Raw genomic sequence first — 23774 nt, 5'->3', positions numbered from 1 at the left:
ATCGCGCAACACCGGTGCTCAGACGTCGCGGGTGAACCAGATCTCGTCCCGGTCGTCACCAGCGGCGACCCGCACCGCGCCCGGCCAGCGGCCGCGCTCGACCCAGCCGTGGGCCTCGTAGAAGCGCTCCAGGTCGTGCCCGCTGCGGGTGACCAGGTCCAGCTTCTCCAGGCCGATCGCCTGCGCCTGCACCAGCACGGCGTCGAGTAGCCGCTTGCCCCAGCCCTTGCGCTGCAGCGCGGGGTCGACGGCGAGCCAGGCGAGCTCACCGGTGTGCGTGCGCACCGGCAGCTGGCGCTGCCGCAGCACCGCGAGCCCGACCAGCACGTGCTGCTGGCCGATGGTGATCAGGTGCGCCTTCTCGGCCCGGACGTCCTCGACGAGCGCGGCGGCAGCCGCGCGCAGCCGGTCGACCGGGTCGGTGGGGCTGAAGCCGACCGCGCCGCCGGCGGCGGTGACCCGGCCCCACAGGTCGGCGAGCCCGTCCACCAGGCCCGGGTGCGAGGTGTCGACCCGGTGCGGCCCGGTTACGGAGCCGTCGGCGTCGACACCGGTTTCGACCACGGTGCTCAGATCTCCGGGAACCACAGCTTGAGCTCGCGCTCGGCGGACTCGACCGAGTCGGAACCGTGCACGAGGTTGTACTGGACCTCCAGGCCGAAGTCGCCGCGGATGCTGCCCGGCGCTGCCTTGTCGACCGGGTCGGTGCCGCCGGCCAGCTGGCGGAACGCCGAGATCGCGCGCGGGCCCTCGACGCACGCGGCCACGACCGGGCCCGAGGTGATGAACTCGATCAGGCTGCCGAAGAACGGCTTCCCGTCGTGCTCTGCGTAGTGCTGCTCGGCGAGCTGGCGGTCGACGTTCTTCAGCTCCAGCGCGACCAGCTTCAGGCCCTTGCGCTCGATGCGGCTGATCACCTCGCCGACCAGGCCGCGCTCGACGCCGTCGGGCTTGACCAGGACCAGGGTGCGCTCGCTCACGGTTGTTTCTCCTTCATTTCCGGTGGCGCCAGGTGCGAACACGCACCGCGCCCGATTTGCCCGCCAGGGTATCGATGCAGGTGACACCCCGAGCGGCGGCCCTGCCTCAGTCCGGCGCGATGACCTCGACCGTCGGGAAGTAGGTCCGGTACCGGCACGCATCGCGGGTCAGCAAGCGGAATCGGCTCACCGCCGCGTGCGCACCGATGTAGAAATCGGGCAGCGGCGACCGTTTCTCCCCGCCTCGCCTTCGGTAGTCCTGGAAACACTTTCCCGCGAGGAACGCCGCCGACCACGGCAGCGGTGTGCGGATGAAGAAGTCGTTCGGGAACGCTTCCTCGACTTCCTCGATCGTCGGGAAGCGCACCGACACCTCGGCGAAGATCAACGGGTTGATCACCAGGGGGCCCTCTTCCGCCACCTTCTCAAGCGCGTCCGAGGACCAATCGACCCATTCGCCTTCCTCGATGACCAGATCCAGCAGGACGTTGGAGTCGACCAGCGTGGCCGGCGCGCCGGCGGATTCACTCTCCACGGGTCAACGCCATGATCTCGTCGGTGGAAAGCCCGTCCCCGCCGGCACGTCCGCGGAGGTGTTCCACGATGCGCCGCCCACGGCTGGGCACCGAATGCGCGCGCGTCAGGACCAACGCTTCTCCCTCCAATCTGATCTCGATCTGATCACCCGGCCGAAGCCCCAGTTCTCGGCGCAGATCGACCGGGATGGTCACCTGTCCCTTCTCCGTCAGCTTCATGGAAGTAAGAATACGACTTTTCCTACTTCCACTTCCACGGAATAACTCGATCGTGGCTGGTCAGCGCTGCGGGTCGAGGGTCTTGGCCCAGAGGGAGCGGCCGGACTGGTCACGGAGGTCCACGGTCAGCTGCCCGGTGCGGCCGTCGATGTTGACCTCGCCGAAGTGCTGGAAGCCCTCCAGCGGGGAGGCGCCCTGGCGGGTCGGGGCGTTGACGAACACCTGCTCCGGGCCGAAGGTCGGGTCGAGCTTGTTCGGCCCGAACGCGCCGGCGTGCAGCGGGCCGGAGACGAACTCCCAGAACGGGTCGAACCCGGCGAAGGCCGCGCGCTCCGGCGCGTAGTGGATCGCCGCCGTGTAGTGCACGTCGGCGGTCAGCCAGACGGTGTTGCGCACCGATCGGCGGCTGATCTCCTGCAACACCCAGGCCAGCTCCGCCTCGCGCCCGTTGGGCGCGCCCGGCAGGCCGTTGGCCACGGCCTCGATCTTGTCGCCGTCCGGCACGATGATGCCGATCGGCATGTCCGAGGCGATCACCTTCCAGGTCGCGCGCGACCGGCCGAGCTCGTCGACGAGCCAACGCGCCTGGCGGTCGCCGAGGATCCGCTCCGGCGTGGTGCCCGCCGAGTTCGGGTCGCGGTAGCTGCGCATGTCGAGCACGAACACGTCCAGCAGCGGGCCGTGCGAGACCTTCCGGTACACCCGGCCGTCCACCGCGTCCTGGCGGCGGATGGGCTGCCACTCGTGGAAGGCCTGGAAGGCGCGCTCGGCGAGCACGTCGACGTGCTTCTCGGTGTACTGGTCGAGATCCAGGATCTCGCCCGGGTACCAGTTGTTGGTGACCTCGTGGTCGTCCCACTGCACGAGCTGCGGGACCTGCGCGGCGAAGCGGCGCACGTTCTCGTCGAGCAGGTTGTAGGCGAACTGCCCGCGGTATTCGGCCAGCGTCTCGGCGACCTTGGACTTCTCCGGGGTCACGACGTTGCGCCACACCCGGCCGTCGGGCAGCGTGACGGACTCCTTCAACGGCCCGTCGGAGTACACCGTGTCGCCGCTGTGCAGGAAGAAGTCCGGGTTGCGGGCGGCCATCGCGCGGTAGATCGTCATGCCGCCGACGTCCGGGTTGATGCCCCAGCCCTGCCCCACGACGTCGCCGGACCACAGGAAGCGCACGTCCCGCCGGTTGCGCGGCGCGGTGCGGAAGGTGCCGGTCAGCGCCTCGCTCTCGACGCGGCCGTCCAGGTCCTCGGCGATCACGCGGTAGTACGCCTGCTGCCCCGGCGGCAGCCCGTGCAGCCGGACCTCGCCGGTGCCGTCGGTCGCCGGGGCCAGGACCGGGCCGGGGATCCGCCGCGCGCCGCGGAAGTCGGCGTGCCTGGAGACCTCCACGAACATCCGCGACGGCCGGTCGGCTCGGGTCCACACCACGGCCCCGTCCAGGCGCGGGTCGCCGAGCTGCACGCCGTGGGTCGGCACCGGGCGACCGCCGCGCGCGAACGCGGGTGCGCCGGACAGGAACAGGCCGGTGGCGGCCAGACCGGTGGCAGCGGCGCCGCGGAGCAGTGCGCGCCGGTTCAGGTGGGAGGGTTCGGGAGTCATGCCGCCGGTTCTATCCGCGGCAGGAAGCTGGTGGTTCACCGCTGGTCGACGCGCAGGTGAAGAGTTCGTGCCGGGCGACCGCGAGCGCACGGGCGGTACCGGAACGATCACTGGTGGTGCAGGTTTCCCGCGGTCGCGCCTGGTGCCCGGCGGATCGGCGCGATAGCTTCACGGGCAAACCGACTGGCCGGTCTGACTAGGAGGTCCCAATGCGCGCCGCCGTGCACACCGCCGCGAACCAGCCGATGAGGATCGAGGAACTCGCCGATCCCCGGCCGAAGGCCGGCGAGGTCGCCATCGACGTGCGATCCTGCGGCGCCTGCCACACGGATCTGCACGTGCTCAAAGGCGAACTGCCGTTCCCGACGCCGACGGTGCTCGGGCACGAGGTGGCCGGCGTGATCGCCGAGATCGGGCCGGACGTCACCGGGTTCGAGATTGGCGACCGGGTGGTGACCAGCTTCATCATGCCGTGCGGCCAGTGCGAGCAGTGCGCGCGCGGCAACGAGGAGATCTGCCAGAAGTTCTTCGAGTTCAACCGCGGCAAGGGGCGGCTCTACGACGACGAGACGCGGCTGTTCCGGCCGGACGGCGAGCCGGTCTGGATGTACTCGATGGGCGGCCTGGCGGAACGCTGCGTCACGCCCGCGACCTCGGTCTACCGCGTGCCGGACGGCGTGGAGCTCAGCGACGTCGCTTCGGTGGGCTGCTCGACGATGACCGCGTACGGCGCGCTGCGCCACGCGGCGAACGTGCAGGTGGGCGACACCGTCGCGGTGGTCGCGGCGGGCGGCGTCGGTTCGGCGCTGATCCAGCTGGCGGCGGTGTTCGGGGCGTCCATGATCATCGCGGTGGACATCAGCGAGGAGAAGCTGGCAGGGGCGCGGAAGCTGGGCGCGACGCACGTGGTCAACTCCGCCGAGGCGGACGCGCCCGCGGCGATCCGCGAGCTGACCGGCGGGCGCGGCGTGGACGTCGCCTTCGAGGCGCTGGGCGCGGTGCCGACCTTCGACATCGCCCGCGACTCGGTCGTCGAAGGCGGCCAGGTCGTGGTGGTCGGCATCGCCGCCAGGGGCACCACCGCCGAGTTCGACCTGGCCACCATCGCCCGGCGGAAACTGCAGATCAAGGGCTCCTACGGCGCGAAACCGCGGCGCGACATGCCGGTCCTGCTCGACCTGGTGGCCCGCGGCCTGCTCCGCCCGCAGGACACGATCAGCCGCCACTACCCGTTCGAGCAGGTCCAGGACGCCTACGACGCCCTGAAGCGCGGCGAAACCATCGGCCGGGCCGTTATCGACATCGGCTGACGGCCGGTCGCCGAAAGCGCGAGTGCGCGTCGATTTCCGCGAAATCGGCGCGCACCCCTCGACCGCGTGAAACGTCAGTCGGCCTGCTCCGGCGGGTAACCGGGCGGGTGGCCGAGCTGGTCGTAGAGCTGGCCTTCACGCATGCGCCGGGCGACGTCGTGGCGCAGGTACAGCATGTAGCCCCAGACCGCGGCGAAGACCGCGCCCATGATCCCGACCGCCGGGTGCACGAAGAAGCAGAGCACCATCGCGGCCTGCAGCGCGAGCGCGACGCCGAGGCCCCACGGGCGGCGCTGCACGAACGCCGCCACCAGCATCAGCACCGACAGCACCGTCACGATGGTGAAGCCGATGCTGGAGACGCCGCTGCCGAGCTTCCAGACCACCGGGAGCGCGAGCATGAACGCGATGAACTCCAGCACCAGCGTGCCCGCCATGATCCCGCGCAGGCCCTTCCACGGGTCGCGCACGCCGGGCGGCGCCGCTGGCAGGCCCTTGTCCGGTTCGGGTTTCGGCTGATCGGTCACGACGGCTCCAGTGTCTTGCGGTTCGCTCACGCCGGCTCCTTGCCGAACAGGGCGCGCGCCTCGCCCGCGGTCACCACGGACCCGGTGATCACCACGCCGCCGCCGGAAACCGATTCGCCGGGCTCGTCGGTCTCCTCGGCCAGCTGGATCGCGGTCTCGACCGCGTTGTCCAGCCGGGGCTCGACCACGATCCGGTCCGGGCCGAAGATGTCCTTGGCCACGCCGGCCAGCTCGTCGGGATCCATCGCCCGCGGCGAGGAGTTCTTGGTCAGCACGATCTCCTCGACCACCGGTTCCAGCTCGGCGAGGATGCCGCGCGCGTCCTTGTCGCCGAGCACGCCGACCACCGCGACCAGCCGGCGGAAGGAGAACTCGGAGCTGAGCGCGTCGGCGAGGGCGCGTGCGCCGTGCGGGTTGTGGGCCGCGTCGACCAGCACCGTCGGCGCCGCGCGGACCCGTTCCAGGCGCCCGGGCGTCACGACGCTCGCGAAGGCTTCGCGGACCCGCTCGACGTCGAGCTGCCGGTCGGCACCGGCACCGAAGAACGCTTCGACCGCAGCCAGCGCCAACGCGGCGTTGCGCGCCTGGTGTTCGCCGTGCAGCGGCAGGAAGATCTCGTCGTACACGCCGCCCAGGCCCTGCAGCCGGAGCAGCTGGCCGCCGACGGCGACGGTCCGGGACAGCACGCCGAACTCCTGGCCTTCGCGGGCTACCGTGGCATCCACCTCGGTGACCCGCTCCATGATCACCTTCTGCACCTCGGCGGGCTGTGCCGCGACCACCGCGATGGAACCGGGCTTGATGATCCCGGCCTTCTCGCGGGCGATCGAGGCCAGGTCGGTGCCGAGGTAATCGGCGTGATCCAGCGCGACCGGGCAGACGACCGCGATCTTCGCGTCGGCGACGTTGGTGGCGTCCCAGCTGCCGCCGAGGCCGACCTCGATCACCGCCGCCTCCACCGGGGCGTCGGCGAAGGCCGCGAACGCCATCCCGGTGAGCACCTCGAACTTGCTCATCCGGATGTCGCTGCGCGAGTCCACGATGGACACGTACGGCGCGACGTCGCGGTACGCCTCGACGTATCCCTCCGGGCTGATCGGCGCGCCGTCGATGCTGATGCGCTCGGTGGCCAGCTGCAGGTGCGGGCTGGTGTAGCGGCCGGTGCGCAGCCCGAGGCCGCTCAGCAGCGCGTCCGTGATGCGCGACGTCGACGACTTGCCGTTGGTGCCGGAGATGTGCACGACCGGATAGCTTTGCTGCGGGTCGGCGAGCATCTCGGTGAGCGCCCGGATCCGGTCGAGCGACGGCTCGATCTTGGTTTCCGGCCAGCGTTCGTTGAGCTCGGCCTCCACCACGCGCAGTTCCTGCAGCGCGGCGGGATCGGTGCCGGACAAGTGCTCACTCCCCTGCGAACGGCGAAACGACGAGGTCAGTCTACGTCTCGGCGGTCGGCCGACCGGCGAAGACCCGCTCGGCCAGCACCGCCTGGAAGTGCGGGCAGGTCGCGATGTCGGCGTGGTCGCAGTCCAGCGCGCACTCGATGAGCTCCAGCGACGTTCGCAGTTCGGCGATGCGGAGGCGGAGCTCGTCCCGGTGGCGCCGCATGACCTGGCGCCGCGCGTGCGGCTCGTCGGTGGTCGACAGCTCGCGGATCGCTTCGAGGCTCAGCCCGGCCTGCTTGCAACGCATGATGATCGCGACCCGGTAGAGGTCGTCGGGGCCGTAGCGGCGACGGCCCGAGACCCGGCGCGGTTCGAGCAGGCCCATCGACTCCCAGTGCCGGAGCACGTGGGTGGCCAGCCCGAAGCGCGCCGCCAGGTCGCCGATGCCGAGTGTTGACTTCATGCCGACATGAAGTCGCAGGCTTCCGGCCATGTCAACAGCGAATCTGATCCAGGCCCTCGACCGCTTCGACGCGCTCCCGGAAGCGGTTCGGCTCCGCGAACGCTCCTACGCCCTGCTCGCCGCGTCCGGGGCGGTGGTCGACGTGGGCTGCGGCGCCGGGACGGCCGTCGCCGAGCTGCGGGAACGCGGTGTCCGAGCGATCGGCCTGGACGTCGACGAGGGGATGATCGCAGCCGCTGCCGAGCGGTATCCGGCGGCCGACTTCCGGGTCGGCGATGCCTGCGAGCTGCCCTTCGCGGACGGCGAGCTGGCGGGGTATCGGGCGGAGAAGGTCTTCCACTCCGTGCCCGATCCCGACCTGGCGCTGGCCGAGGCCCGCCGGGTGCTCGCGCCCGGCGGTCGCGTCGTGCTGCTCGGCCAGGACTGGGAGGCGATCATCGTCGACGCCGACGACATGGCGATCACCCGCACCATGATCCAGTCCCGCCTCGCCGCGGTGCCCAGCCCGCACTCCGCCCGCAGGTACCGAAACCTGTTGCTGGACCGCGGCTTCCGGGACATCACGATGGAGGTCCACACCGGGCTCCTCGCCGGCGACCTCGCACTGCCGCTCCTGACCGGCCTCGCCGAAGCGGCCCGCGCCACCGGCTCGATCACCGCCGCCCGAGCCCAGGCCTGGATCGCGGAACAACGGCGCCGCGCGGAAACCGACCGCCTGTTCTGCGCCGTACCGATCTTTTTGGCGGCCACCACCAACCCGTGACTCAGCAGCCCGGAATTAGCGATCACGCCCGACCGAGTTTGAAGTAAGGTTAGGCATAGCTAAGTCACGAAGGAGTTGAGCATGGCCCGAACCAACCTGGCCACGAGAAGGATCAAGCCGGAGCACAGCGAGCTGCTCACGCTGCGGGTTGTCCGCCGGGAGCGGATCTCACCGCACTTCGCGCGCGTCACGCTCGGGCGCGGCGACGTCGAACGGTTCCGCTACATGGGCTTCGACCAGTGGTTCCGGTTGTTCATCCCGGTCGCCGAGGACTCGCTGTCCCGGCTGCCGAACAGGCTCAACGCGGTCTCCTACGCCAAGTTCCTGACCATCGCCAAGACCTCCCGGCCGGTGCTGCGCAACTACTCGGTGCGGGCCTACCGGCCGATCGGCTCCGACGGCCCGGAACTGGACGTGGACTTCGTGCTGCACGGCTCCGCCGCGGACGGCACCGCCGGTCCCGCCGCCACGTGGGCGCAGACCTGCGAACCAGGTGACGCCGTGGCGATCCTGGACGAGGGCATCGGGTTCAACCCGCCGCCGGACGCGGAGCACGTGCTGATGGTGGCGGACGAGACGGGGCTGCCGGCGGTCGCGGGCGTGCTGGCCTCCCTGGCACCGGAAACCCGCGGCCAGGCGCTGATCGAGATTCCGTCCACAGCGGACCAGCAACGGCTGGAGGCACCCGCCGGGATGACGGTGCGCTGGGTGGTGCGGGACAACCCGGGCAACACGCCGGGGCGAGCGGCACTGGCCGCGGCCGAAGCGCTACCGACGCCCACCGAGAACACCTACGGCTGGGTGGTCGGCGAGTCCGACCTGGCCGCGTCGCTGCGCCGGCACTGGGTCCGATCGGGCCTGCCGAAGAACAACATCATGTTCTGCGGCTACTGGCGAATGCCGTGAGCGCGCAACCCGATCGGAACCGGGTTGCGCGCTCAGGACGGTGATCAGCCCTCGGGCAGGGCCGCGAGGCGGGCGTTGATGCGGGCGATGTCGGCCTGCGCCGTCTCGCGGCGGGCCTTGATCTTGTCCACCACGTCGGCCGGGGCCTTGTCCAGGAACGCCGGGTTGTTCAGCTTCTTGTCGGTGCCCGCGAGTTCCTTCTCCGCCGCGGCCAGGTCCTTCGCCAGCCGCTTGCGCTCGGCGGCCACGTCGACCGCGCCGGAGAGGTCCAGCTCCACCGACACGTTGCCGCCGGCCAACCCGACCTCGATCGACGCCGACGAGGTGAACCCGTCGGCCGGCTCGGTGACCCGGGCCAGCGCCTGCACCGCCGGCACGTGGTCGGCCAGCCCAAGCTTCGCGACGCCGCCGAGCTTGGCCGCGACCCGCTGCCCCGGCTTGAGGCCCTGGTCGGACCGGAACCGCCGGATCTCGGTGATCAGCTTCTGCGCCGCCGTGATCCGCTCCGCGGCGGCGGGGTCAGCGACCGCTCCGGACGCCTTCGGCCAGTCCGCGATCACCACGGACTCGCGGCCGGTCAACGCGGTCCACAGGGTCTCGGTGATGAACGGGATCGTCGGGTGCAGCAGCCGCAGCAGCACGTCGAGCACGTAGCCGAGCACCTCGCGGGTGCGCTCCGCCCGCTCGCCGTCCAGCTGGACCTTGGACAGCTCCAGGTACCAGTCGCAGAACTCGTCCCAGGTGAAGTGGTAGAGCGCCTCGGTGGCCTTGGCGAACTGGAAGTCCTCCAGCAGTTCGTCCACATCGGACACCAGCTGGTCGACGCGGTCCAGGATCCACCGGTCGGCGTCGGTGAGCTCGCCGCGGTCGGCCAGCCGCTCCGGCACCCGCGCGCCGTTCATCATCGCGAACTTGGTGGCGTTGAACAGCTTCGTGCAGAAGCTGCGGGACGCCGCCACCCACTCCTCGCTGATCGGCGAGTCGGTGCCGGGGTTCGCGCCGCGCGCCAGGGTGAACCGCAGCGCGTCGGTGCCGTAGGTGTCCATCCACACCAGCGGGTCGACGGTGTTGCCCGCGGACTTCGACATCTTCTTGCCGTGCGCGTCGCGGACCATGCCGTGCAGCGCGATGACCTTGAAGGGTTCCACGCCGTCCATCGCGTAGAGGCCGAACATCATCATCCGGGCGACCCAGAAGAACAAGATGTCGTAGCCGGTGACCAGGACGCTGGTCGGGTAGAACTTCCGCAGGTCCGCGGTGTCCGCAGGCCAACCCATCGTGGAGAACGGCCACAGGCCCGAGGAGAACCAGGTGTCCAGCACGTCCTCGTCCTGGTGCCAGCCCTCGCCCGCCGGCGGCTCCTCGTCGGGTCCGACGCAGACGACCTCGCCGTTCGGCCCGTACCAGATCGGGATGCGGTGACCCCACCACAGCTGCCGCGAGATGGCCCAGTCGTGCAAGTTGTCGACCCAGTCGAAGTAGCGCTTGGTCATCTCCGGCGGGTGCACCGCGACCCGGCCGTCGCGCACCGCGTCGCCGGCGGCCTTGGCCAGCGGGCCGACCTTGACGAACCACTGCAGCGACAGCCGCGGCTCGATCGGCTCCTTCGACCGCGAGCTGTGCCCGACGCTGTGCAGGTACGGGCGCTTCTCCGCGACGATGCGGCCCTGCTCGTGCAGCGCCTCGCGGACGGCGACGCGGGCCTCGAAGCGGTCCATGCCGTCGAACTGCGTGCCGGTGTGGGCGATCCGGCCCTGCTCGTCCATGATCGTCAGCATCGGCAGGTCGTGCCGCTTGCCGATCTCGAAGTCGTTCGGGTCGTGCGCCGGGGTGACCTTGACGGCGCCGGTGCCGAACTCCGGGTCCACGTGCTCGTCGGCAACGATCGGGATCTTGCGGCCGGTCAGCGGCAGCTCGATCTCGGTGCCGATCAGGTGCTTGTAGCGCTCGTCGTCGGGATGGACCGCGACGGCGGTGTCGCCGAGCATCGTCTCGATCCGGGTAGTCGCGACTACGATCGCGTCGTCGCCGTCGCCGTAGCGCATGGAGACGAGCTCGCCCTCGACCTCCTTGTGCTCCACCTCGATGTCGGAGATCGCCGAGCGCATCTGCGGCGACCAGTTGACCAGGCGCTCGGCCCGGTAGATCAGCCCGTCGTCGTAGAGCTTCTTGAAGATCGTCTGCACCGCGCGGGACAGCCCGGCATCCATGGTGAAGCGCTCGCGGGACCAGTCGACGCTGTCGCCGAGGCGGCGCATCTGGGACAGGATCGCCCCACCGTGCTTCTCCTTCCACTGCCACACGCGCTCCAGGAACGCCTCGCGGCCCAGCTCGCGGTGGTCGACGCCCTCATCGCGGAGCTGCCGCTCGACCAGCGCCTGCACCGCGATGCTCGCGTGGTCCATGCCCGGCAGCCACAGCGCCTCGTAGCCCTGCATCCGGCGGCGCCGGGTGAGGATGTCCATCAGGGTGTGCTCGAAGGCGTGCCCGATGTGCAGGCTGCCGGTGACGTTCGGCGGCGGGATGACGATCGAGAACGGCGGCTTGTCGCTGTTCGCGTCGGCGGTGAAGTACTCGGCGGCTACCCAGCGCTCGTACAGCTCGGCCTCTACGTCGGCCGGGTTCCAGGTCGACGGAAGTTCACGTTGCTGAGCGGCATGGGTCTGTGTCACGCCCCGGATTCTACGAGTGCCTGTTCAGCGCGTTTTCCGGGCATGGGCTGCGCGGCGACCAGCGCTGTTGTGACTCCTGCCACCCGGCCGTGCTCGGCTGCGCGCGGTGTCGCACGCTAGGCGCATGTCGCGTGGAGCGCCCGAACAGGACATCGACGAGAACGGCCTCCGAGTCGGTCCGCCCGGCCACGCCGCGGCGGGGGTGAAGGGCGTGCTGGTCTCGCTGCACCGCAGCTGGGAGCAGATGGGCCTGACCCGGACCGCGCGGACGTTGCCGCTGCTGAACCAGCGCGCGGGCTTCGACTGCCCCGGGTGCGCGTGGCCGGATCCGCGCGAGGCCGAAGGCGACAAGCGCAAGCTCGCCGAGTTCTGCGAGAACGGGGCGAAGGCGGTCGCCGAGGAGGCCACGACGCGGCGGGTCGGGCCGGAGTTCTTCGCCCGCCACCCGGTCGCCGAGCTCGCCGGCAAGACCGACTACTGGCTCGGTCAGCAGGGCCGGCTGACCGAGCCGATGATCCTGCGCGACGGCGACAGCCACTACCGGCCGATCGACTGGGCCGAGGCGTTCGAGGCGATCGCGACCAGCCTGCGCGGGCTGGCCTCGCCCGACGAGGCCGCGTTCTACACCTCCGGCCGCACCAGCAACGAGGCCGCGTTCCTCTACCAGCTGCTGGTGCGCAGCTTCGGCACGAACAACCTGCCCGACTGCTCGAACATGTGCCACGAGTCGTCCGGGTCGGCGCTGACCGAGACCATCGGCATCGGCAAGGGCTCGGTGTCGCTGTCCGATGTGGAGCACGCGGACCTGGTGCTGGTGGTGGGCCAGAACCCGGGCACGAACCACCCGCGGATGCTGTCGTCGCTGGAGAAGGTCAAGCAGCGCGGCGGGCGGATCATCGCCGTCAACCCGCTGCCGGAGACCGGGCTGATGCGGTTCAAGAACCCGCAGAACGTGCGCGGCGTGGTCGGCGACGGCACCCAGCTGGCCGACGAGTTCGCGCAGATCCGCATCGGCGGCGACCTGGCGCTGTTCAAGGCCCTCAACGCGCTGGTGCTCAAGGCTGGCGCGGTGGACCAGGACTTCATCGACGCGCACGCGCACGGCTTCGACGAGTTCACCGCCCAGGCCCGGGATGTCGACTGGGAGGCCACCGCCGAGGCCACCGGGCTGGCCCGCGAGCAGATCGAGCGGATCGCCGAGATGCTGATCTCCTCGCAGCGCACGGTGGCGTGCTGGGCGATGGGGCTGACCCAGCAGAAGCAGGGCGTCGCCACCATCCGCGAGGTGGTCAACCTGCTGCTGCTGCGCGGGATGATCGGCAAGCCCGGCGCCGGGGTGTGCCCGGTGCGCGGCCACTCCAACGTGCAAGGCGACCGGACGATGGGCATCTGGGAGAAGATGCCGGAGAAGTTCCTGGCCGCCCTGGAGCGCGAGTTCGGGGTGCCGGTGCCACGCGAGCACGGACTGGACACAGTGGACACCATCCGGGCCATGCAGGCCGGCCGGGTCAGGGCGTTCGTGGGGATGGGCGGGAACTTCGTCTCCGCGACGCCGGACACCGACGCGACCATCCGGGCGCTGCGCGGCTGCGAGCTGACGGTGCAGGTGTCCACGAAGCTCAACCGCTCGCACGCCGTCCCGGGCCGCACCGCGCTGATCCTGCCCGCGCTCGGCCGCACCGAACGCGACGTGCAGGACGCCGGCGAGCAGTTCGTGACCGTCGAGGACTCGATGTCGGTGGTGCACGCCTCGCGCGGGCGGCTCGCTCCGGCGTCCGGGCACCTGCTCTCCGAGGTCGCAATCATCTCCCGGCTGGCGCGCGAACTGCTCGGCCCGGACCACCCGGTGCGCTGGGAATCCTTCGAGCGCGACTACGACGTGGTCCGGGACCACATCGCGCAGGTGGTGCCCGGCTGCGAGGACTACAACCGGCGGGTCCGCGAACCGGACGGCTTCGTGCTGCCGCACCCGCCGCGCGACAGCCGCACCTTCCCGACGGCGACGGGCAAGGCGAACTTCACGGTGAACGTCCCGGAGCCGATCCGGGTGCCCGCGGGGCGGCTGCTGCTGCAGACGTTGCGCAGCCACGACCAGTACAACACCACGATCTACGGGCTCTCGGACCGCTACCGCGGCATCGAGGACGGCCGCCGCGTGGTGCTGGTCAACGGCGAGGACATCGCGGAACTCGGCTTCGCGGCGGGAGATCTGGTGAACGTGATCTCCGAGTGGACGGCGGCGGACGGCTCGCTCGAAGAGCGCCGCGCGGAGCGCTTCCGGATCGTCGCCTACCCGACCGCCCGGGGCTGCGCGGCGGCCTACTACCCGGAGGCCAACCCGCTGGTGCCGCTGAACTCGGTGGCGGAGAAGTCCAACACGCCGGTCTCCAAGGCGGTCATCATCCGCCTGGAACGCGCCTGACGCGCTCGTGAGTGAATCTTCCGGCAAGAACCGGAAGATTCACTCACGAGAATTAGCCGCACTGCCAGAGGAAGCGGCCCTGGCCGGTCTTCTCGTCGATGAAGGCGTAGGCGACGCCCGCGTCGCCGAGGTTCATGCCGAACGGTTCGTCCGCGCTGTCCAGCTGCGTCACGAACCGCCAGGTGCCCGGTTCGTCCGGCCACTCCTCGCCCTGCAGCCAGACCGGCTCGCCCCACAGGCGGCTGCGCAGGTCGTCGTCCTGGTCGTCCACGGCGGCCGGGTCGTGCGGGCTCAGCTCCGCGTGGTGGTCGGGGCCGAACGTCGGGCCTCGGCGGATGCTGGCCACCTGGTAGAACGCCGCCGGTTCGCCGGGCTGCGCGAAGAAGGCGTTCTCGCCGCCTGCCGGGTCGAAGGTGCTATCGACGAACTCGTCGGGGTCGTCCTCGGTCATGAACAGGTAGCCGAGCCGGATTTCCTCGCCCGGCAAGCGGACCTGGCCGATGAACCGCATCGGGCGGCCGGTGTCGGCGGACAGCGGCCAGGTCGGGTCGGCCAGCCACACCGGCTGGCCGCCGAACTTCGTGATCGGTTCGGTGATCGGTTCCGACGCCTCCACGAAGCGCAGGTTCTGCCGATCGGGCGGGATACTGGTGGCCATCGCGTTCCTCACATGTCCGGGGTGCGTGGCCGACGGTAGCGCCACCGGCCGTCAGCGCGGGGCCGATCGACCTGAAACGGTCCAGCCCCGCACGCCGCCGCGGCCTACACCTGTCGCAGGGCGCCGCCGTCGACCGCCCACTCCGCCCCGGTGACCTGCGCCGCCAGCGGGGACAGCAGGTACGCGATCACCCGTGCCACGTCGTCCGGGGTGCCCAGGCGACCGGTCGGCAGGCGGCGGACGTCGCGGACGAAGTGCTCGACCGCCTCCTCCACCGGCAGGCCGAACTGGTCCGCCAGCTGCGCCGCGAAGCCGCCCGGCGCGTCCCACAGCCAGGTCCGGGTCGGGCCGGGCGCGACGACGTTGGAACGCACGCCCTTCGGCCCGAACTCGATCGCCAGCGCCTTGGACACCGACAGCATCGCGGTCTTCGAGGCCGCGTAGTCGATCAGCGGCACATCCGTCAGGCGCGCCGCCTCGCTGGTCACGTGCACCACGCTGCCCGCGCCCTGCTCCAGCATCGCGGGCAGCGCCGACCGGGTCATGCGGATCGCCGAGTGGAAGTTCAGCTCGAAGGTCCGCTTCCACTCCTCGTCGTCGACGTCCAGGAAGCCGGTGCGCGACTGCAGCCCGCCCACGTTGTTCACCAGCCCGTCCAGCCGGCCGCGCCGCTTCAGCGCGGTCGCCACGACCTGCTCGGCGGCGTCCGGGTCGGTGATGTCCGCCGCCACCGCGCTGATCCCGCTGCCGAGTTCGCAGATGCCGTGCGGTTTCCGCGCCACTCCAACGACTTTCGCGCCCTCCGCCGCCAGCAGGCGGACGGTCGCCTCACCGATTCCGGCGGAGGCACCGGTCACCACGAAGACCTTGTCGGCCAGTTGCAGATCCATCAGGACTCCTCAGGGAATGACCCGGCGCGCGCGCAGGTCGTCGAAGATCTCCAGGAACATCGCCTCGGTGTCGACGAACTCGTGGAACCCGAACCGGCGGGCCTTCGAGCCGTCGGCGAACATGTCGTAGTCCCAGGAGAAGACGAAGTCTCCGAACCCCCAGGACGAAACCTCCTGGTACGTGTGCGTTTCCAGGTCGTGCTCCGCGACCATCCGCTGCCACAGCTCGGCCTTGTCCGCCATCACGTCGCTCAGCGACATCGGCAGCGGGTCGGCGACCTCCAGGCCGAAGTGCGCGGCGATCTTCGGCCACAGCTCGCGCCAGCGGAACAGGTCGCCGTTGTTGATGTTGAACGCCTGGTTCTCGGCCTGCTCCGAGGTGGCGGCCCAGACCGTCGCCTTGGCCAGCAGGCCGGCGTCGGTCATCTCCAGCAGCGAGTCGTAGGCGCCGGGCTTGCCCGGAAACCGCAGCGGCAGGCCGAGTTCCTTCGAGATCGCCGCGTAGACCGCGATCACCATCGCCAGGTTCATCGGGTTGCCGAGCGCGAATCCGGCCACCACCGAAGGGCGCAGCGCCGTCCAGGTCCAGGCCTTGCCCCGTTGGCGCTGTTCCAGGAACTGCTGCTGGGAGGCCATGAACTCGGGCGGCATCGGCCGGGCGTCGGTCTCGCGGGCCGGCGTCTTGAACGGCCCGAGGTGCGCGCCGTAGACCTTGTAGCCCTGCATGAGGCTGATGTGCCGCAGGCCGGGCGCGGCGGCTTCGACCGCGTCGACGACGTTGGTCAGCATCGCCATGTTCGGCGGGACCAGTTCGGCCCAGGTCGGGCGGTCTTGGTAGGCCGCGTAGAAGACGTGCGTAACGCCGGTGAGCTCGCGCAGCTTCGCCCGGGTGTCCTGCGGGTCGAGCAGGTCGACGGCCACGTACCGGACCCGATCGGTGTTCTCGCCGCCGCGCCGCGACAGCCCGATCACCTCCCAGTCGGGCAGCGTGGCCAGGTGCTCGACGAGGTTGCGGCCGATGACCCCGTTGGCCCCCACGACCAGGGCGACCTTGGTGTTGTGCTCCATGCCGACAACACTCGTCGCCGTCGAACCATAAGTCCAAGTCTTGTTCTTTCTGGTAGTGATAAGTTCTGTTCATGCCAACTCTGCGGCAGTTCGAGTACCTGGTCACGGTGGTGGCGGAGGGTTCGTTCACCCGCGCCGCGGAGCTCCTGCACGTCACCCAGCCCGCGCTGTCGCACCAGGTGCGCGCGCTGGAGCGGGAGGTCGGCGGCCCACTGCTGGAGCGCCTGCCGCGCGCGGTGCGGCTGACGCCGATGGGCCGCGCGATGCTGCCGCACGCCCGCGCGGCGCTCGCCGACGCCGAACGGGCCAGGCTGGCCGCCCGACGGGCGTCGGGGCTGGAGAGCGGCGAACTGCAACTCGCGACGGTGTACTCGATCAGCCTCGGCGTGCTGCCGCCGGTGCTGCGCGCCTGGCGCCGCGAGCACGCCGGTGTCCACATCAGACTGTTCGAGCACCGGCACACCGACGAACTCAGAGCCGCGATGACGGCCGGGCAGGCCGATCTCGCGGTGGGACCGCCACCATCCGATTGGGATGGTCCGGTGCACACCCTGGGCGTGGAGGAGTTCGTCGTCGTGCTGCCGCCGGACGATCCGGCCGTCGGCGAGGGCGCGACGCGCATCGAGCTCGCGGCGCTCGCCGACCGGGGCTGGGTGCACTACAGCCCGGAGAACGGGCTCTCCGACGTGCTCGAGCAGGCCTGCGCCGGCGCCGGATTCCAGGCGAAAGCCGCGATCCGCACCGAGCAGACCGCGGCGGCCCCGATGCTCGCCGCCGCCGGGCTGGGCCCCGCGCTGGTTCCGGCGAACATCATCCCGCGCCGCTTCGACGGCACGCTGCTGCGCCCCGACCCGCCCGTGCACCGGACCCTGACCGCCTACACGCGCAGCGGCCCGGACCCGCTCACGTCGGCCTTCGTCGACACCCTCGCCCGCAAGGCCGCGGTCCTCCCCGACCACGTCCGCCGCCGCCTCGCATCCGCGAATGCCGGCGCCTGACCAGGTGAAGCACCTATCAGCTCCGCGTGCGGCTAGACGGCGCTGCCGCCCTTCCGGATCCTCGCCACGTTCCCCATCAAGGACGGCCGCGGTGCGCTACGCCCTGTATCCCGCCCTTCGGCGAACTCGCCGACCCCGGCGTCCTCGCCGAGCTCGCGGCCAAGGCCGAAACCGCGGGGTTCGACGGCGTTTTCCTCTGGGACCACGTGGTGCGGCCGCTGCGGCCCGGCCTCGCCGTCTGCGATCCGTGGATCGCGCTGGCGGCCATCGCCGCGCGCACCGAGCGAATCCGGATCGGCACCAGGATCACCCCGCTGTCGCGCCGCAGGCCGCACGACGTGGCCCGGCAGGCCGTGGCCATCGACCAGCTCAGCTCGGGTCGGCTCATCCTGGGCGTCGGGCTCGGGGCGGACAACGGCGGCGAGCTCTCCAAGCTGGGCGAGGTCGACGACGCGCGCAGCCGCGCCGAGATGCTCGACGAGGCCCTGGATGTCATCTGCCGCCTGTGGATCGGCGAACCGGTCACCTACCAGGGCAACCACTACCGCGTCGAAGGGCTGCAATTCCTCCCGCGTCCCGTGCAGCGCCCTCGGATCCCGATCTGGGTCGCCGCCCAGTCGGTCCGGCAACGACCCCTGCGTCGGGCCGCGCGCTTCGACGGCGTGTGTCCGGAGACCACCCCCGATGGCCTGCGCGAGATGCTCCGCAGCATCGAGCGGCGCAGAGGAGGGCTGCGGGACTACGACGTCGCCGTCGGCGGCGCCCCGGGCGACGATCCCACCCCCTTCCGGGAGGCCGGCGCCACCTGGTGGCTCGTCCAGTTCCCCGAGCTCACCGCGGTCCGCGAGGTGACCGCGGCCATCGAGCGGTCGCGCTAGCCGGTGAAGAGCTGGGTGACCTTCTGGACGAGTTCGTAGACGCCGTAGGCGAACGGCAGGCCGACCCACGCCCACGCGAAGACGAGCAGTCCTCGGCGGTTCATCGCGCACCTCCGGTGGCCGGTTCGTGGAACCTGGGATGGACCGGCCGCACCAGCTCGTTGGCGACGAACCCGACGACCAGCAGGCCGATCATGATGTACAGCGACGTCGTGTACAGGTCCGGCCCGGTGGCGCCGGCCGCCTTGCGGACGTCGGCGATCGCGTTGACGATCAGCGGCCCCAACACGCCCGCCACCGACCACGCGGTGAGCAGCCGACCGTGGATGGCGCCCACCTGGAGGCCGCCGAACAGGTCCTTCAGGTAGGCCGGCACCGTCGCGAAACCGCCGCCGTAGAACGACAGGATCAGCATCGCGCACAGCACGAACACCGGCACCCCGGTCGCCCCGAACAGCACGATGCCCAGGTACAGCAGCACCCCGCCGCCCAGGTAGAGCCGGTAGATGTTCTTGCGCCCGACGATGTCCGATGTGGACGACCAGACGAACCGCCCGGCCATGTTGGTCAGCGACAGCAGCGCGACGAACCCGGCCGCCGCACCCGTGGCGACGGGCGTCGAGCTACCCGCGAAGAAGCCGACGATCATCGGCGACGCCTTCTCCAGGATGCCGATCCCCGCGGTGACGTTGCAGCACAGGACCACCCACAGCAGCCAGAACTGCGGCGTGCGCATCGCGTTGCGGGCCGTCACGTTCGCCGTGGTGATCATCGGGCGCGCCGCCTGCTCCGGCATCGCGGCCGGCTGCCAGTCCGGCGGCGGCACCCGGACCAGCAGCACGCCCAGCGACATGAACACCGCGTAGGCCAACCCGTGCACGAGGAACGTCAGCGCGATCCCGGATCTGCCGGTGCCGAAGGACTCCAGCATCTGCGTCGACCACGGTGAGGCGATCAGCGCGCCGCCGCCGAAGCCCATGATGGCGATGCCGGTCGCCATGCCCGGCCGGTCCGGGAACCACTTGATCAGCGTCGACACCGGCGAGATGTAGCCGATGCCGAGCCCGATCCCGCCGACGAACCCGTAGCCGAGCACCACCAGCCAGTACTGGCCGATCGACACCCCGAGCGAGGAGAGCAGGAATCCCGTCGAGAAGCAGGTGGCGGACACCGCCATCGCCCACCGCGGGCCGCGTCGCTCCACCAGCGTCCCGCCCAGCGCCGCGGACAGCCCGAGCATCACGATGCCCAGCTGGAACGGCAGCGCGCTGAGCGTCCCGGACAGGCCGAGGGTGTCCTCCAGCGGCGGTTTGAAGACGCTCCACGCGTAGACCTGCCCGATCGACAGGTGCACCGCGAGCGCAGCGGGCGGAACCAGCCACCTGTTCCATTCGCGAGGTGCGACGATTCTGGTGGGAGCGAGCAGGTCTGCGACCATGGGACCTCCCCGATGCGGCGTTGATCACAGCGCGGCTGAGCATACGGTGTACAAGGCATTCGGACGAGGACGATTTCGCCGATGCGGCCAGTTAGGGAGGGCCCGATGGGACGCGTCACCGTGCGACGACCGGTGCTGAAGATCGCCGCCGACGGCAGCCGGAGCCGGCCGGACACGCTGGCCGCCGAGGAGCCGCTGGAGATCCGGGTCAACGGCGGGCCGCTCTCGGTCACCATGCGCACGCCCGGTCACGACATCGAACTCGCGCACGGGTTCCTGCTGACCGAAGGCGTCATCCACGACAAGACCCAGCTGTCCACGGCCCGCTACTGCGACAGCCCCGGCCCGGACGGCCGCAACACCTACAACGTGCTGGACATCCTGCTCGCGCCCGGCGTCCAGCCGCCGGACGCCTCGGTGACGCGCAACTTCTACACCACCTCGTCCTGCGGGGTGTGCGGCAAGGCCGCGCTGGACTCCGTCCGGCTCAGCACCCGGCACTCCCCCGCCGGCGACCCGCTGACGCTGGACACCGACACCCTCATCGGCCTCCCGGACCGGCTGCGGGCCGCGCAGCGCGTCTTCGACACCACCGGCGGGCTCCACGCGGCCGGCCTGTTCGACGCCGACGGCGAACTGCTCGTGGTGCGCGAGGACGTCGGCCGGCACAACGCGGTCGACAAGGTCCTCGGCTGGGCCGTGCTGGCCGACCGGGTGCCGCTGACCGGGTGCGTGCTGATGGTGTCCGGCCGGGCGTCGTTCGAACTCGTGCAGAAGGCCGCGATGGCCGGGGTGCCCGCGCTCGCCGCGGTGTCCGCGCCGTCGTCGCTGGCCGTGGACCTCGCGGCCGAGCAGGGCATGACGTTGATCGGGTTCCTCCGCGGCCGCTCCATGAACGTCTACACCGGAACCGAACGCATCGTGACGAAGGACATCGCCTGATTACGTCCCACTCGGTTGGTGCCGGGGCACCCCGTTGGCACGATTGAAAGCCGGACGGCGAAACGGGAGGACGCATGGGCGACGGTGAACCGCGCGGCCGCATGCTCGGCCGGCGCAGCGTCCTCGCCTCCGGCGTCGCCGGGCTCGCCGCGCTGAGCGTCGGGCTGACCGCCGACCTCGACACGCGCCCGGCGGCGCAGCTGGTCGACGAGTCGAACGTGTTCGTGGAGCAGGTGCACTCGCAGGCCCGCAACTGCCCCGTCCACCTGGTCACGATGTTCCCGAAAGGCGTTGCTCGCGAAGGGCTTCCGGTCTGCCTGATGCTGCACGGCCGGTTCGGCGACGCGCGCAAGTCCGCGGGCGGGCTGCCGACCTGGCTGTCCGACTCGGTCGCCGCGGGCCGCATCCCGCCGTTCGCGTTCCTCGCGGTGGACGGCGGCGGGAACAGCTACTGGCACCGGTGGCCGGGCGACGATCCGATGTCGATGCTGCTCGACGAGGTGCCGCGCTGGCTGGCCGAACGCCGCCTCGGCGGCCCGGGCGGCCAGCCGTTCGCGGCGGCCGGCATCTCGATGGGCGGATTCGGCGCGCTGCTCTACGCCCGCCGCCGGCGGGAACAGGGCAATCCGCTGTCGGCCGCCGCCGTCGTCTCCCCGGCGCTGATCACCAGCTGGCGGGAGATGAGCAAGCGGCGGGCCTTCGCCGGCGAGGCCGAGTGGGCGGCGATGGACCCGCTCCGCCACATCGACGAGCTCGGCGACGTGCCGCTGGGCGTGTGGTGCGGCACCGAGGACCGGTTCATCGAGGGCACCCGTCGCTTCATCCGCGCGGCCAAGCCCGAGTACGCCTCGACCACGCCGGGCGGCCACAACAGCCGCTACTACCGGAAGGCCCTGCCGGAGGTCGTCGACTTCGTGGGCGGCCAACTCGCCCGGTCTCGCAAGAAGTGAGGCCCGGTCACACCAGCCGGAGGCGGTCCTGGGACGGGCTCGCCGTGTAGGTGTCGGTGTCGAAGCGGTCGTTGAGCGGCACCGAGCCGTACAGGGCCCAGCGCAGCACCGACGGCCAGGGGCCGTAGCCGGCGTCGGTGTTGAGGTGCTCGCCGTCGAGGATCACGTCCATCTCGACCTGCAGGTCCTCGGCCAGCGCGTGCGCCCGGTACATCGACAGGTACGGGTCGCCGGTGCCCACCACGAGCCGGGTGATCCCGGCGGCGCGGCGCAGTGCCGCGGCGTCCGTGGGATAGGGCGTGATGTCCTGGGCGTCCGGGTGCTGCCAGTCCAGGGCGGGCGGAGCCACCAGCAGGACCCGATCCGCGCGCCGGGCCCGCCCGGCGATCGTCGCGGCGTGGTGCAGCCACAGCGCCACCCCGCAGGAATGGGCCGCCACGACGAGCTCGGCTTCCCGCGGCACGGCCTCCAGCCGCTCCCGCAGCACGGGCAGCCACCGATCGAGCGCCGGCCGGTCGGGATCGGGCAGGTTCGGCAGATCCACCCGGACACCCTCCTCGCGGAGCTGCCCGGCGAGCCACTGCTGCCAGTGCCAGGGGCCGGAACCGGTCATCCCGTGAATCAGCAGGACATGCATCTCGCTCATGGCACCGTTCCCGGAATCGTTCGTCTGGTCGCAACCAATGATCATCTAACCGCGCCGGATCCGCAGCGAGCGACCACGGGTGGCGGATCAGCGTAGAACGATCCGGGAAGCGGGCGGCCTCCAGCGCCCGGCAGAGTTGCTCAACACCAGCCGATCAGGGCTCAGGCGGACTTCTCGCGGCGCTCGCGGCGAGTGGCCTGGCGCGCGACGATCGTCGGGTTGACGTTCTCGCGAACCGTCTGCTCCGTGATCACGACCTTGGCGACGTCCGAACGGCTCGGGATGTCGTACATCACCGGCAGCAGGACCTCCTCCAGAATCGCGCGCAGCCCGCGCGCGCCCGTGCCCCGCAGGATCGCCTGGTCGGCGATGGCCTCCAACGCGGTCTTGGTGAACTCCAGCTCCACGTTGTCCATCTCGAACAACCGCTTGTACTGCTTCACCAGCGCGTTGCGCGGCTCGGTGAGGATCTGCACCAGCGACGGCTTGTCCAGGTTCGTCACGCTGGCCACCGTGGGGAGCCGGCCGATGAACTCCGGGATCAGCCCGAACTTGATCAGGTCCTCGGGCATCACGTCGGCGAAGTGGTCGGTGGTGTCGATCTTGGCCTTCGAACGCAGCTCCGCGCCGAACCCGACGCTGTGCTTGCCGACCCGGTCCTCGACGATCTTCTCCAGCCCGGCGAACGCGCCGGCCACGATGAACAGCACGTTCGTCGTGTCGATCTGGATGAACTCCTGGTGCGGGTGCTTGCGACCGCCCTGCGGCGGCACGCTCGCGGTGGTGCCCTCCAGGATCTTCAACAGCGCCTGCTGCACGCCCTCGCCGGACACGTCTCGGGTGATCGACGGATTCTCGCTCTTGCGGGCGATCTTGTCGACCTCGTCGATGTAGATGATCCCGGTCTCGGCGCGCTTCACGTCGTAGTCGGCCGCCTGGATCAGCTTGAGCAGGATGTTCTCGACGTCCTCGCCCACGTAACCGGCCTCGGTCAGCGCGGTTGCGTCGGCGATCGCGAACGGGACGTTGAGCATCTTGGCCAGCGTCTGCGCCAGATAGGTCTTGCCGCAGCCTGTGGGGCCGAGCATCAGGATGTTCGACTTGGCCAGCTCGACGGCCTCTTCACCGCGGCTCTCCCGGCGCTCACCAGCCTGGATGCGCTTGTAGTGGTTGTAGACCGCGACCGACAGGTTGCGCTTCGCCGGGTTCTGCCCGATGACGTACTGGTCGAGGAACTCGTGGATCTCGGCCGGCTTCGGCAGCTCGTCGAGCTTGACCTCGCCCGCCTCGGCCAGTTCCTCTTCGATGATCTCGTTGCAGAGATCGATGCACTCATCGCAGATGTACACGCCGGGGCCGGCGATGAGTTTCTTCACCTGCTTCTGGCTCTTCCCGCAGAAGGAGCACTTCAGCAGGTCGCCGCCGTCACCGATACGTGCCATGACCGCTGACCCCGTCCCCTCCGGCGCGCCGTCCGGTAGCGCGCCTGACCGTATGTGCCTTCGACGGTACCTGGCGTTCCCCGGG

The 23774-nt window shown here is 70.6% G+C and carries 23 protein-coding genes; 8 read left to right on the top strand and 15 right to left on the bottom strand.

Annotated features, from left to right (window positions below):
• Positions 1–18: 18 nt before the first annotated feature.
• The 5 genes from AB0I53_RS34880 to AB0I53_RS34860 all read right to left on the bottom strand — a co-directional run bounded on the left by AB0I53_RS34880 (position 19) and on the right by AB0I53_RS34860 (position 3334).
• A complete protein-coding gene (locus AB0I53_RS34880; RefSeq protein WP_358612738.1) occupies positions 19–564 on the bottom strand; it encodes a GNAT family N-acetyltransferase in 546 nt (181 codons plus the stop codon).
• Between the two features lie 5 nt (positions 565–569).
• On the bottom strand, positions 570–980 hold the full coding sequence (ndk, locus tag AB0I53_RS34875) for a nucleoside-diphosphate kinase (RefSeq protein WP_101376463.1): 411 nt from the start codon (positions 978–980) through the stop codon (positions 570–572).
• Between the two features lie 106 nt (positions 981–1086).
• Positions 1087–1515 (bottom strand): type II toxin-antitoxin system VapC family toxin, encoded by a 429-nt coding sequence (locus AB0I53_RS34870; RefSeq protein WP_358612736.1) that lies wholly within the window; start codon positions 1513–1515, stop codon positions 1087–1089.
• Positions 1505–1735, bottom strand: a complete 231-nt coding sequence (locus tag AB0I53_RS34865; protein ID WP_358612734.1) for an AbrB/MazE/SpoVT family DNA-binding domain-containing protein — start codon at positions 1733–1735, stop codon at positions 1505–1507. Before AB0I53_RS34865 ends, AB0I53_RS34870 begins: the two co-directional genes overlap by 11 nt.
• A gap of 60 nt (positions 1736–1795) precedes the next feature.
• Positions 1796–3334, bottom strand: coding sequence for an alkaline phosphatase D family protein (locus AB0I53_RS34860; RefSeq protein ID WP_358612732.1), 1539 nt, complete (start codon positions 3332–3334; stop codon positions 1796–1798).
• Positions 3335–3543: 209 nt separating this feature from the next.
• Between AB0I53_RS34860 and AB0I53_RS34855 the strand changes: the two genes are divergently transcribed.
• Positions 3544–4644 carry a zinc-binding dehydrogenase gene (locus tag AB0I53_RS34855; RefSeq protein ID WP_358612730.1) on the top strand — a complete coding sequence of 367 codons (1101 nt, stop codon included), beginning with the start codon at positions 3544–3546 and terminating at the stop codon, positions 4642–4644.
• Positions 4645–4718: 74 nt separating this feature from the next.
• Here AB0I53_RS34855 and AB0I53_RS34850 read toward each other — a convergent pair whose 3' ends face one another.
• Genes AB0I53_RS34850 through AB0I53_RS34840 form a run of 3 tightly spaced genes read right to left on the bottom strand, consistent with a single transcriptional unit; the run spans position 4719 to position 7016 of the window.
• Positions 4719–5201, bottom strand: coding sequence for a DUF4233 domain-containing protein (locus AB0I53_RS34850; RefSeq protein ID WP_358612728.1), 483 nt, complete (start codon positions 5199–5201; stop codon positions 4719–4721).
• Complete coding sequence (locus AB0I53_RS34845; RefSeq protein ID WP_358612726.1) at positions 5198–6565, bottom strand: folylpolyglutamate synthase/dihydrofolate synthase family protein; 1368 nt, start codon at positions 6563–6565, stop codon at positions 5198–5200. Before AB0I53_RS34845 ends, AB0I53_RS34850 begins: the two co-directional genes overlap by 4 nt.
• Positions 6566–6605: 40 nt before the next feature.
• Positions 6606–7016, bottom strand: coding sequence for a MerR family transcriptional regulator (locus tag AB0I53_RS34840; protein ID WP_358612724.1), 411 nt, complete (start codon positions 7014–7016; stop codon positions 6606–6608).
• A 28-nt stretch (positions 7017–7044) separates the two neighbouring features.
• Here AB0I53_RS34840 and AB0I53_RS34835 point away from each other — a divergent pair, with 28 nt between their 5' ends.
• Together AB0I53_RS34835 and AB0I53_RS34830 are read left to right on the top strand one after the other, a co-directional pair.
• Positions 7045–7779, top strand: coding sequence for a methyltransferase domain-containing protein (locus AB0I53_RS34835; RefSeq protein WP_358612722.1), 735 nt, complete (start codon positions 7045–7047; stop codon positions 7777–7779).
• Between the two features lie 81 nt (positions 7780–7860).
• Positions 7861–8685 (top strand): siderophore-interacting protein, encoded by an 825-nt coding sequence (locus tag AB0I53_RS34830; protein WP_358612720.1) that lies wholly within the window; start codon positions 7861–7863, stop codon positions 8683–8685.
• 44 nt (positions 8686–8729) lie between these two features.
• Here the strand turns inward: AB0I53_RS34830 and AB0I53_RS34825 are convergent, their stop codons facing one another.
• Entirely contained in the window at positions 8730–11357 is a 2628-nt protein-coding gene (locus tag AB0I53_RS34825; RefSeq protein ID WP_358612718.1) for a valine--tRNA ligase, read from the bottom strand.
• A gap of 124 nt (positions 11358–11481) precedes the next feature.
• Here AB0I53_RS34825 and AB0I53_RS34820 point away from each other — a divergent pair, with 124 nt between their 5' ends.
• A complete protein-coding gene (locus AB0I53_RS34820) occupies positions 11482–13779 on the top strand; it encodes an FdhF/YdeP family oxidoreductase (protein ID WP_358612716.1) in 2298 nt (765 codons plus the stop codon).
• A gap of 52 nt (positions 13780–13831) precedes the next feature.
• On the opposite strand, the gene AB0I53_RS34815 is transcribed toward AB0I53_RS34820, so the two are convergent.
• The 3 genes from AB0I53_RS34815 to AB0I53_RS34805 form a co-directional block, all read right to left on the bottom strand.
• Positions 13832–14437 (bottom strand): hypothetical protein, encoded by a 606-nt coding sequence (locus AB0I53_RS34815; RefSeq protein ID WP_358612714.1) that lies wholly within the window; start codon positions 14435–14437, stop codon positions 13832–13834.
• Between the two features lie 104 nt (positions 14438–14541).
• Positions 14542–15327 (bottom strand): SDR family oxidoreductase, encoded by a 786-nt coding sequence (locus AB0I53_RS34810; RefSeq protein ID WP_358612712.1) that lies wholly within the window; start codon positions 15325–15327, stop codon positions 14542–14544.
• A 9-nt stretch (positions 15328–15336) separates the two neighbouring features.
• On the bottom strand, positions 15337–16395 hold the full coding sequence (locus AB0I53_RS34805) for an SDR family oxidoreductase (RefSeq protein ID WP_358612710.1): 1059 nt from the start codon (positions 16393–16395) through the stop codon (positions 15337–15339).
• A 71-nt stretch (positions 16396–16466) separates the two neighbouring features.
• On the opposite strand from AB0I53_RS34805, the gene AB0I53_RS34800 reads away from it, so the two are divergent.
• Entirely contained in the window at positions 16467–17393 is a 927-nt protein-coding gene (locus AB0I53_RS34800; protein ID WP_358612708.1) for a LysR family transcriptional regulator, read from the top strand.
• Positions 17394–17419: 26 nt separating this feature from the next.
• Positions 17420–18271: an LLM class flavin-dependent oxidoreductase gene (locus AB0I53_RS34795; RefSeq protein ID WP_358612706.1), complete on the top strand. Its 852-nt coding sequence runs from the start codon at positions 17420–17422 to the stop codon at positions 18269–18271.
• A gap of 100 nt (positions 18272–18371) precedes the next feature.
• Here the strand turns inward: AB0I53_RS34795 and AB0I53_RS34790 are convergent, their stop codons facing one another.
• On the bottom strand, positions 18372–19709 hold the full coding sequence (locus tag AB0I53_RS34790) for an OFA family MFS transporter (RefSeq protein ID WP_358612704.1): 1338 nt from the start codon (positions 19707–19709) through the stop codon (positions 18372–18374).
• Positions 19710–19814: 105 nt separating this feature from the next.
• On the opposite strand from AB0I53_RS34790, the gene fdhD reads away from it, so the two are divergent.
• Both fdhD and AB0I53_RS34780 read left to right on the top strand, forming a co-directional pair.
• Positions 19815–20651 carry a formate dehydrogenase accessory sulfurtransferase FdhD gene (gene fdhD / locus AB0I53_RS34785; RefSeq protein WP_358612703.1) on the top strand — a complete coding sequence of 279 codons (837 nt, stop codon included), beginning with the start codon at positions 19815–19817 and terminating at the stop codon, positions 20649–20651.
• A 74-nt stretch (positions 20652–20725) separates the two neighbouring features.
• Positions 20726–21601 (top strand): alpha/beta hydrolase-fold protein, encoded by an 876-nt coding sequence (locus AB0I53_RS34780; RefSeq protein WP_358612701.1) that lies wholly within the window; start codon positions 20726–20728, stop codon positions 21599–21601.
• A gap of 7 nt (positions 21602–21608) precedes the next feature.
• Here the strand turns inward: AB0I53_RS34780 and AB0I53_RS34775 are convergent, their stop codons facing one another.
• Entirely contained in the window at positions 21609–22247 is a 639-nt protein-coding gene (locus AB0I53_RS34775; protein WP_358612699.1) for an alpha/beta fold hydrolase, read from the bottom strand.
• A 161-nt stretch (positions 22248–22408) separates the two neighbouring features.
• A complete protein-coding gene (gene clpX, locus AB0I53_RS34770) occupies positions 22409–23689 on the bottom strand; it encodes an ATP-dependent Clp protease ATP-binding subunit ClpX (RefSeq protein WP_358612697.1) in 1281 nt (426 codons plus the stop codon).
• Between the last annotated feature and the right edge of the window lie 85 nt (positions 23690–23774).

The sequence above is a fragment of the Saccharopolyspora sp. NPDC050389 genome, assembly GCF_040655595.1.
Lineage (GTDB): Bacteria > Actinomycetota > Actinomycetes > Mycobacteriales > Pseudonocardiaceae > Saccharopolyspora.
Note: the sequence above shows the minus strand (reverse complement) of the source record. Positions and strands in the feature narration are given on the sequence as shown.

Bases quoted from the DNA above. Each gene is read 5' to 3' on its own strand.
- AB0I53_RS34865 (WP_358612734.1), bottom strand. From the start codon at position 1,735: ATGAAGCTGACGGAGAAGGGACAGGTGACCATCCCGGTCGATCTGCGC.
- AB0I53_RS34860 (WP_358612732.1), bottom strand. From the start codon at position 3,334: ATGACTCCCGAACCCTCCCACCTGAACCGGCGCGCACTGCTCCGCGGC.
- AB0I53_RS34855 (WP_358612730.1), top strand. From the start codon at position 3,544: ATGCGCGCCGCCGTGCACACCGCCGCGAACCAGCCGATGAGGATCGAG.
- AB0I53_RS34840 (WP_358612724.1), bottom strand. From the start codon at position 7,016: ATGAAGTCAACACTCGGCATCGGCGACCTGGCGGCGCGCTTCGGGCTG.
- AB0I53_RS34835 (WP_358612722.1), top strand. From the start codon at position 7,045: ATGTCAACAGCGAATCTGATCCAGGCCCTCGACCGCTTCGACGCGCTC.
- AB0I53_RS34830 (WP_358612720.1), top strand. From the start codon at position 7,861: ATGGCCCGAACCAACCTGGCCACGAGAAGGATCAAGCCGGAGCACAGC.
- AB0I53_RS34820 (WP_358612716.1), top strand. From the start codon at position 11,482: ATGTCGCGTGGAGCGCCCGAACAGGACATCGACGAGAACGGCCTCCGA.
- AB0I53_RS34815 (WP_358612714.1), bottom strand. From the start codon at position 14,437: ATGGCCACCAGTATCCCGCCCGATCGGCAGAACCTGCGCTTCGTGGAG.
- AB0I53_RS34810 (WP_358612712.1), bottom strand. From the start codon at position 15,327: ATGGATCTGCAACTGGCCGACAAGGTCTTCGTGGTGACCGGTGCCTCC.
- AB0I53_RS34805 (WP_358612710.1), bottom strand. From the start codon at position 16,395: ATGGAGCACAACACCAAGGTCGCCCTGGTCGTGGGGGCCAACGGGGTC.
- AB0I53_RS34800 (WP_358612708.1), top strand. From the start codon at position 16,467: ATGCCAACTCTGCGGCAGTTCGAGTACCTGGTCACGGTGGTGGCGGAG.
- AB0I53_RS34790 (WP_358612704.1), bottom strand. From the start codon at position 19,709: ATGGTCGCAGACCTGCTCGCTCCCACCAGAATCGTCGCACCTCGCGAA.
- fdhD (WP_358612703.1), top strand. From the start codon at position 19,815: ATGGGACGCGTCACCGTGCGACGACCGGTGCTGAAGATCGCCGCCGAC.
- AB0I53_RS34780 (WP_358612701.1), top strand. From the start codon at position 20,726: ATGGGCGACGGTGAACCGCGCGGCCGCATGCTCGGCCGGCGCAGCGTC.
- AB0I53_RS34775 (WP_358612699.1), bottom strand. From the start codon at position 22,247: ATGAGCGAGATGCATGTCCTGCTGATTCACGGGATGACCGGTTCCGGC.
- clpX (WP_358612697.1), bottom strand. From the start codon at position 23,689: ATGGCACGTATCGGTGACGGCGGCGACCTGCTGAAGTGCTCCTTCTGC.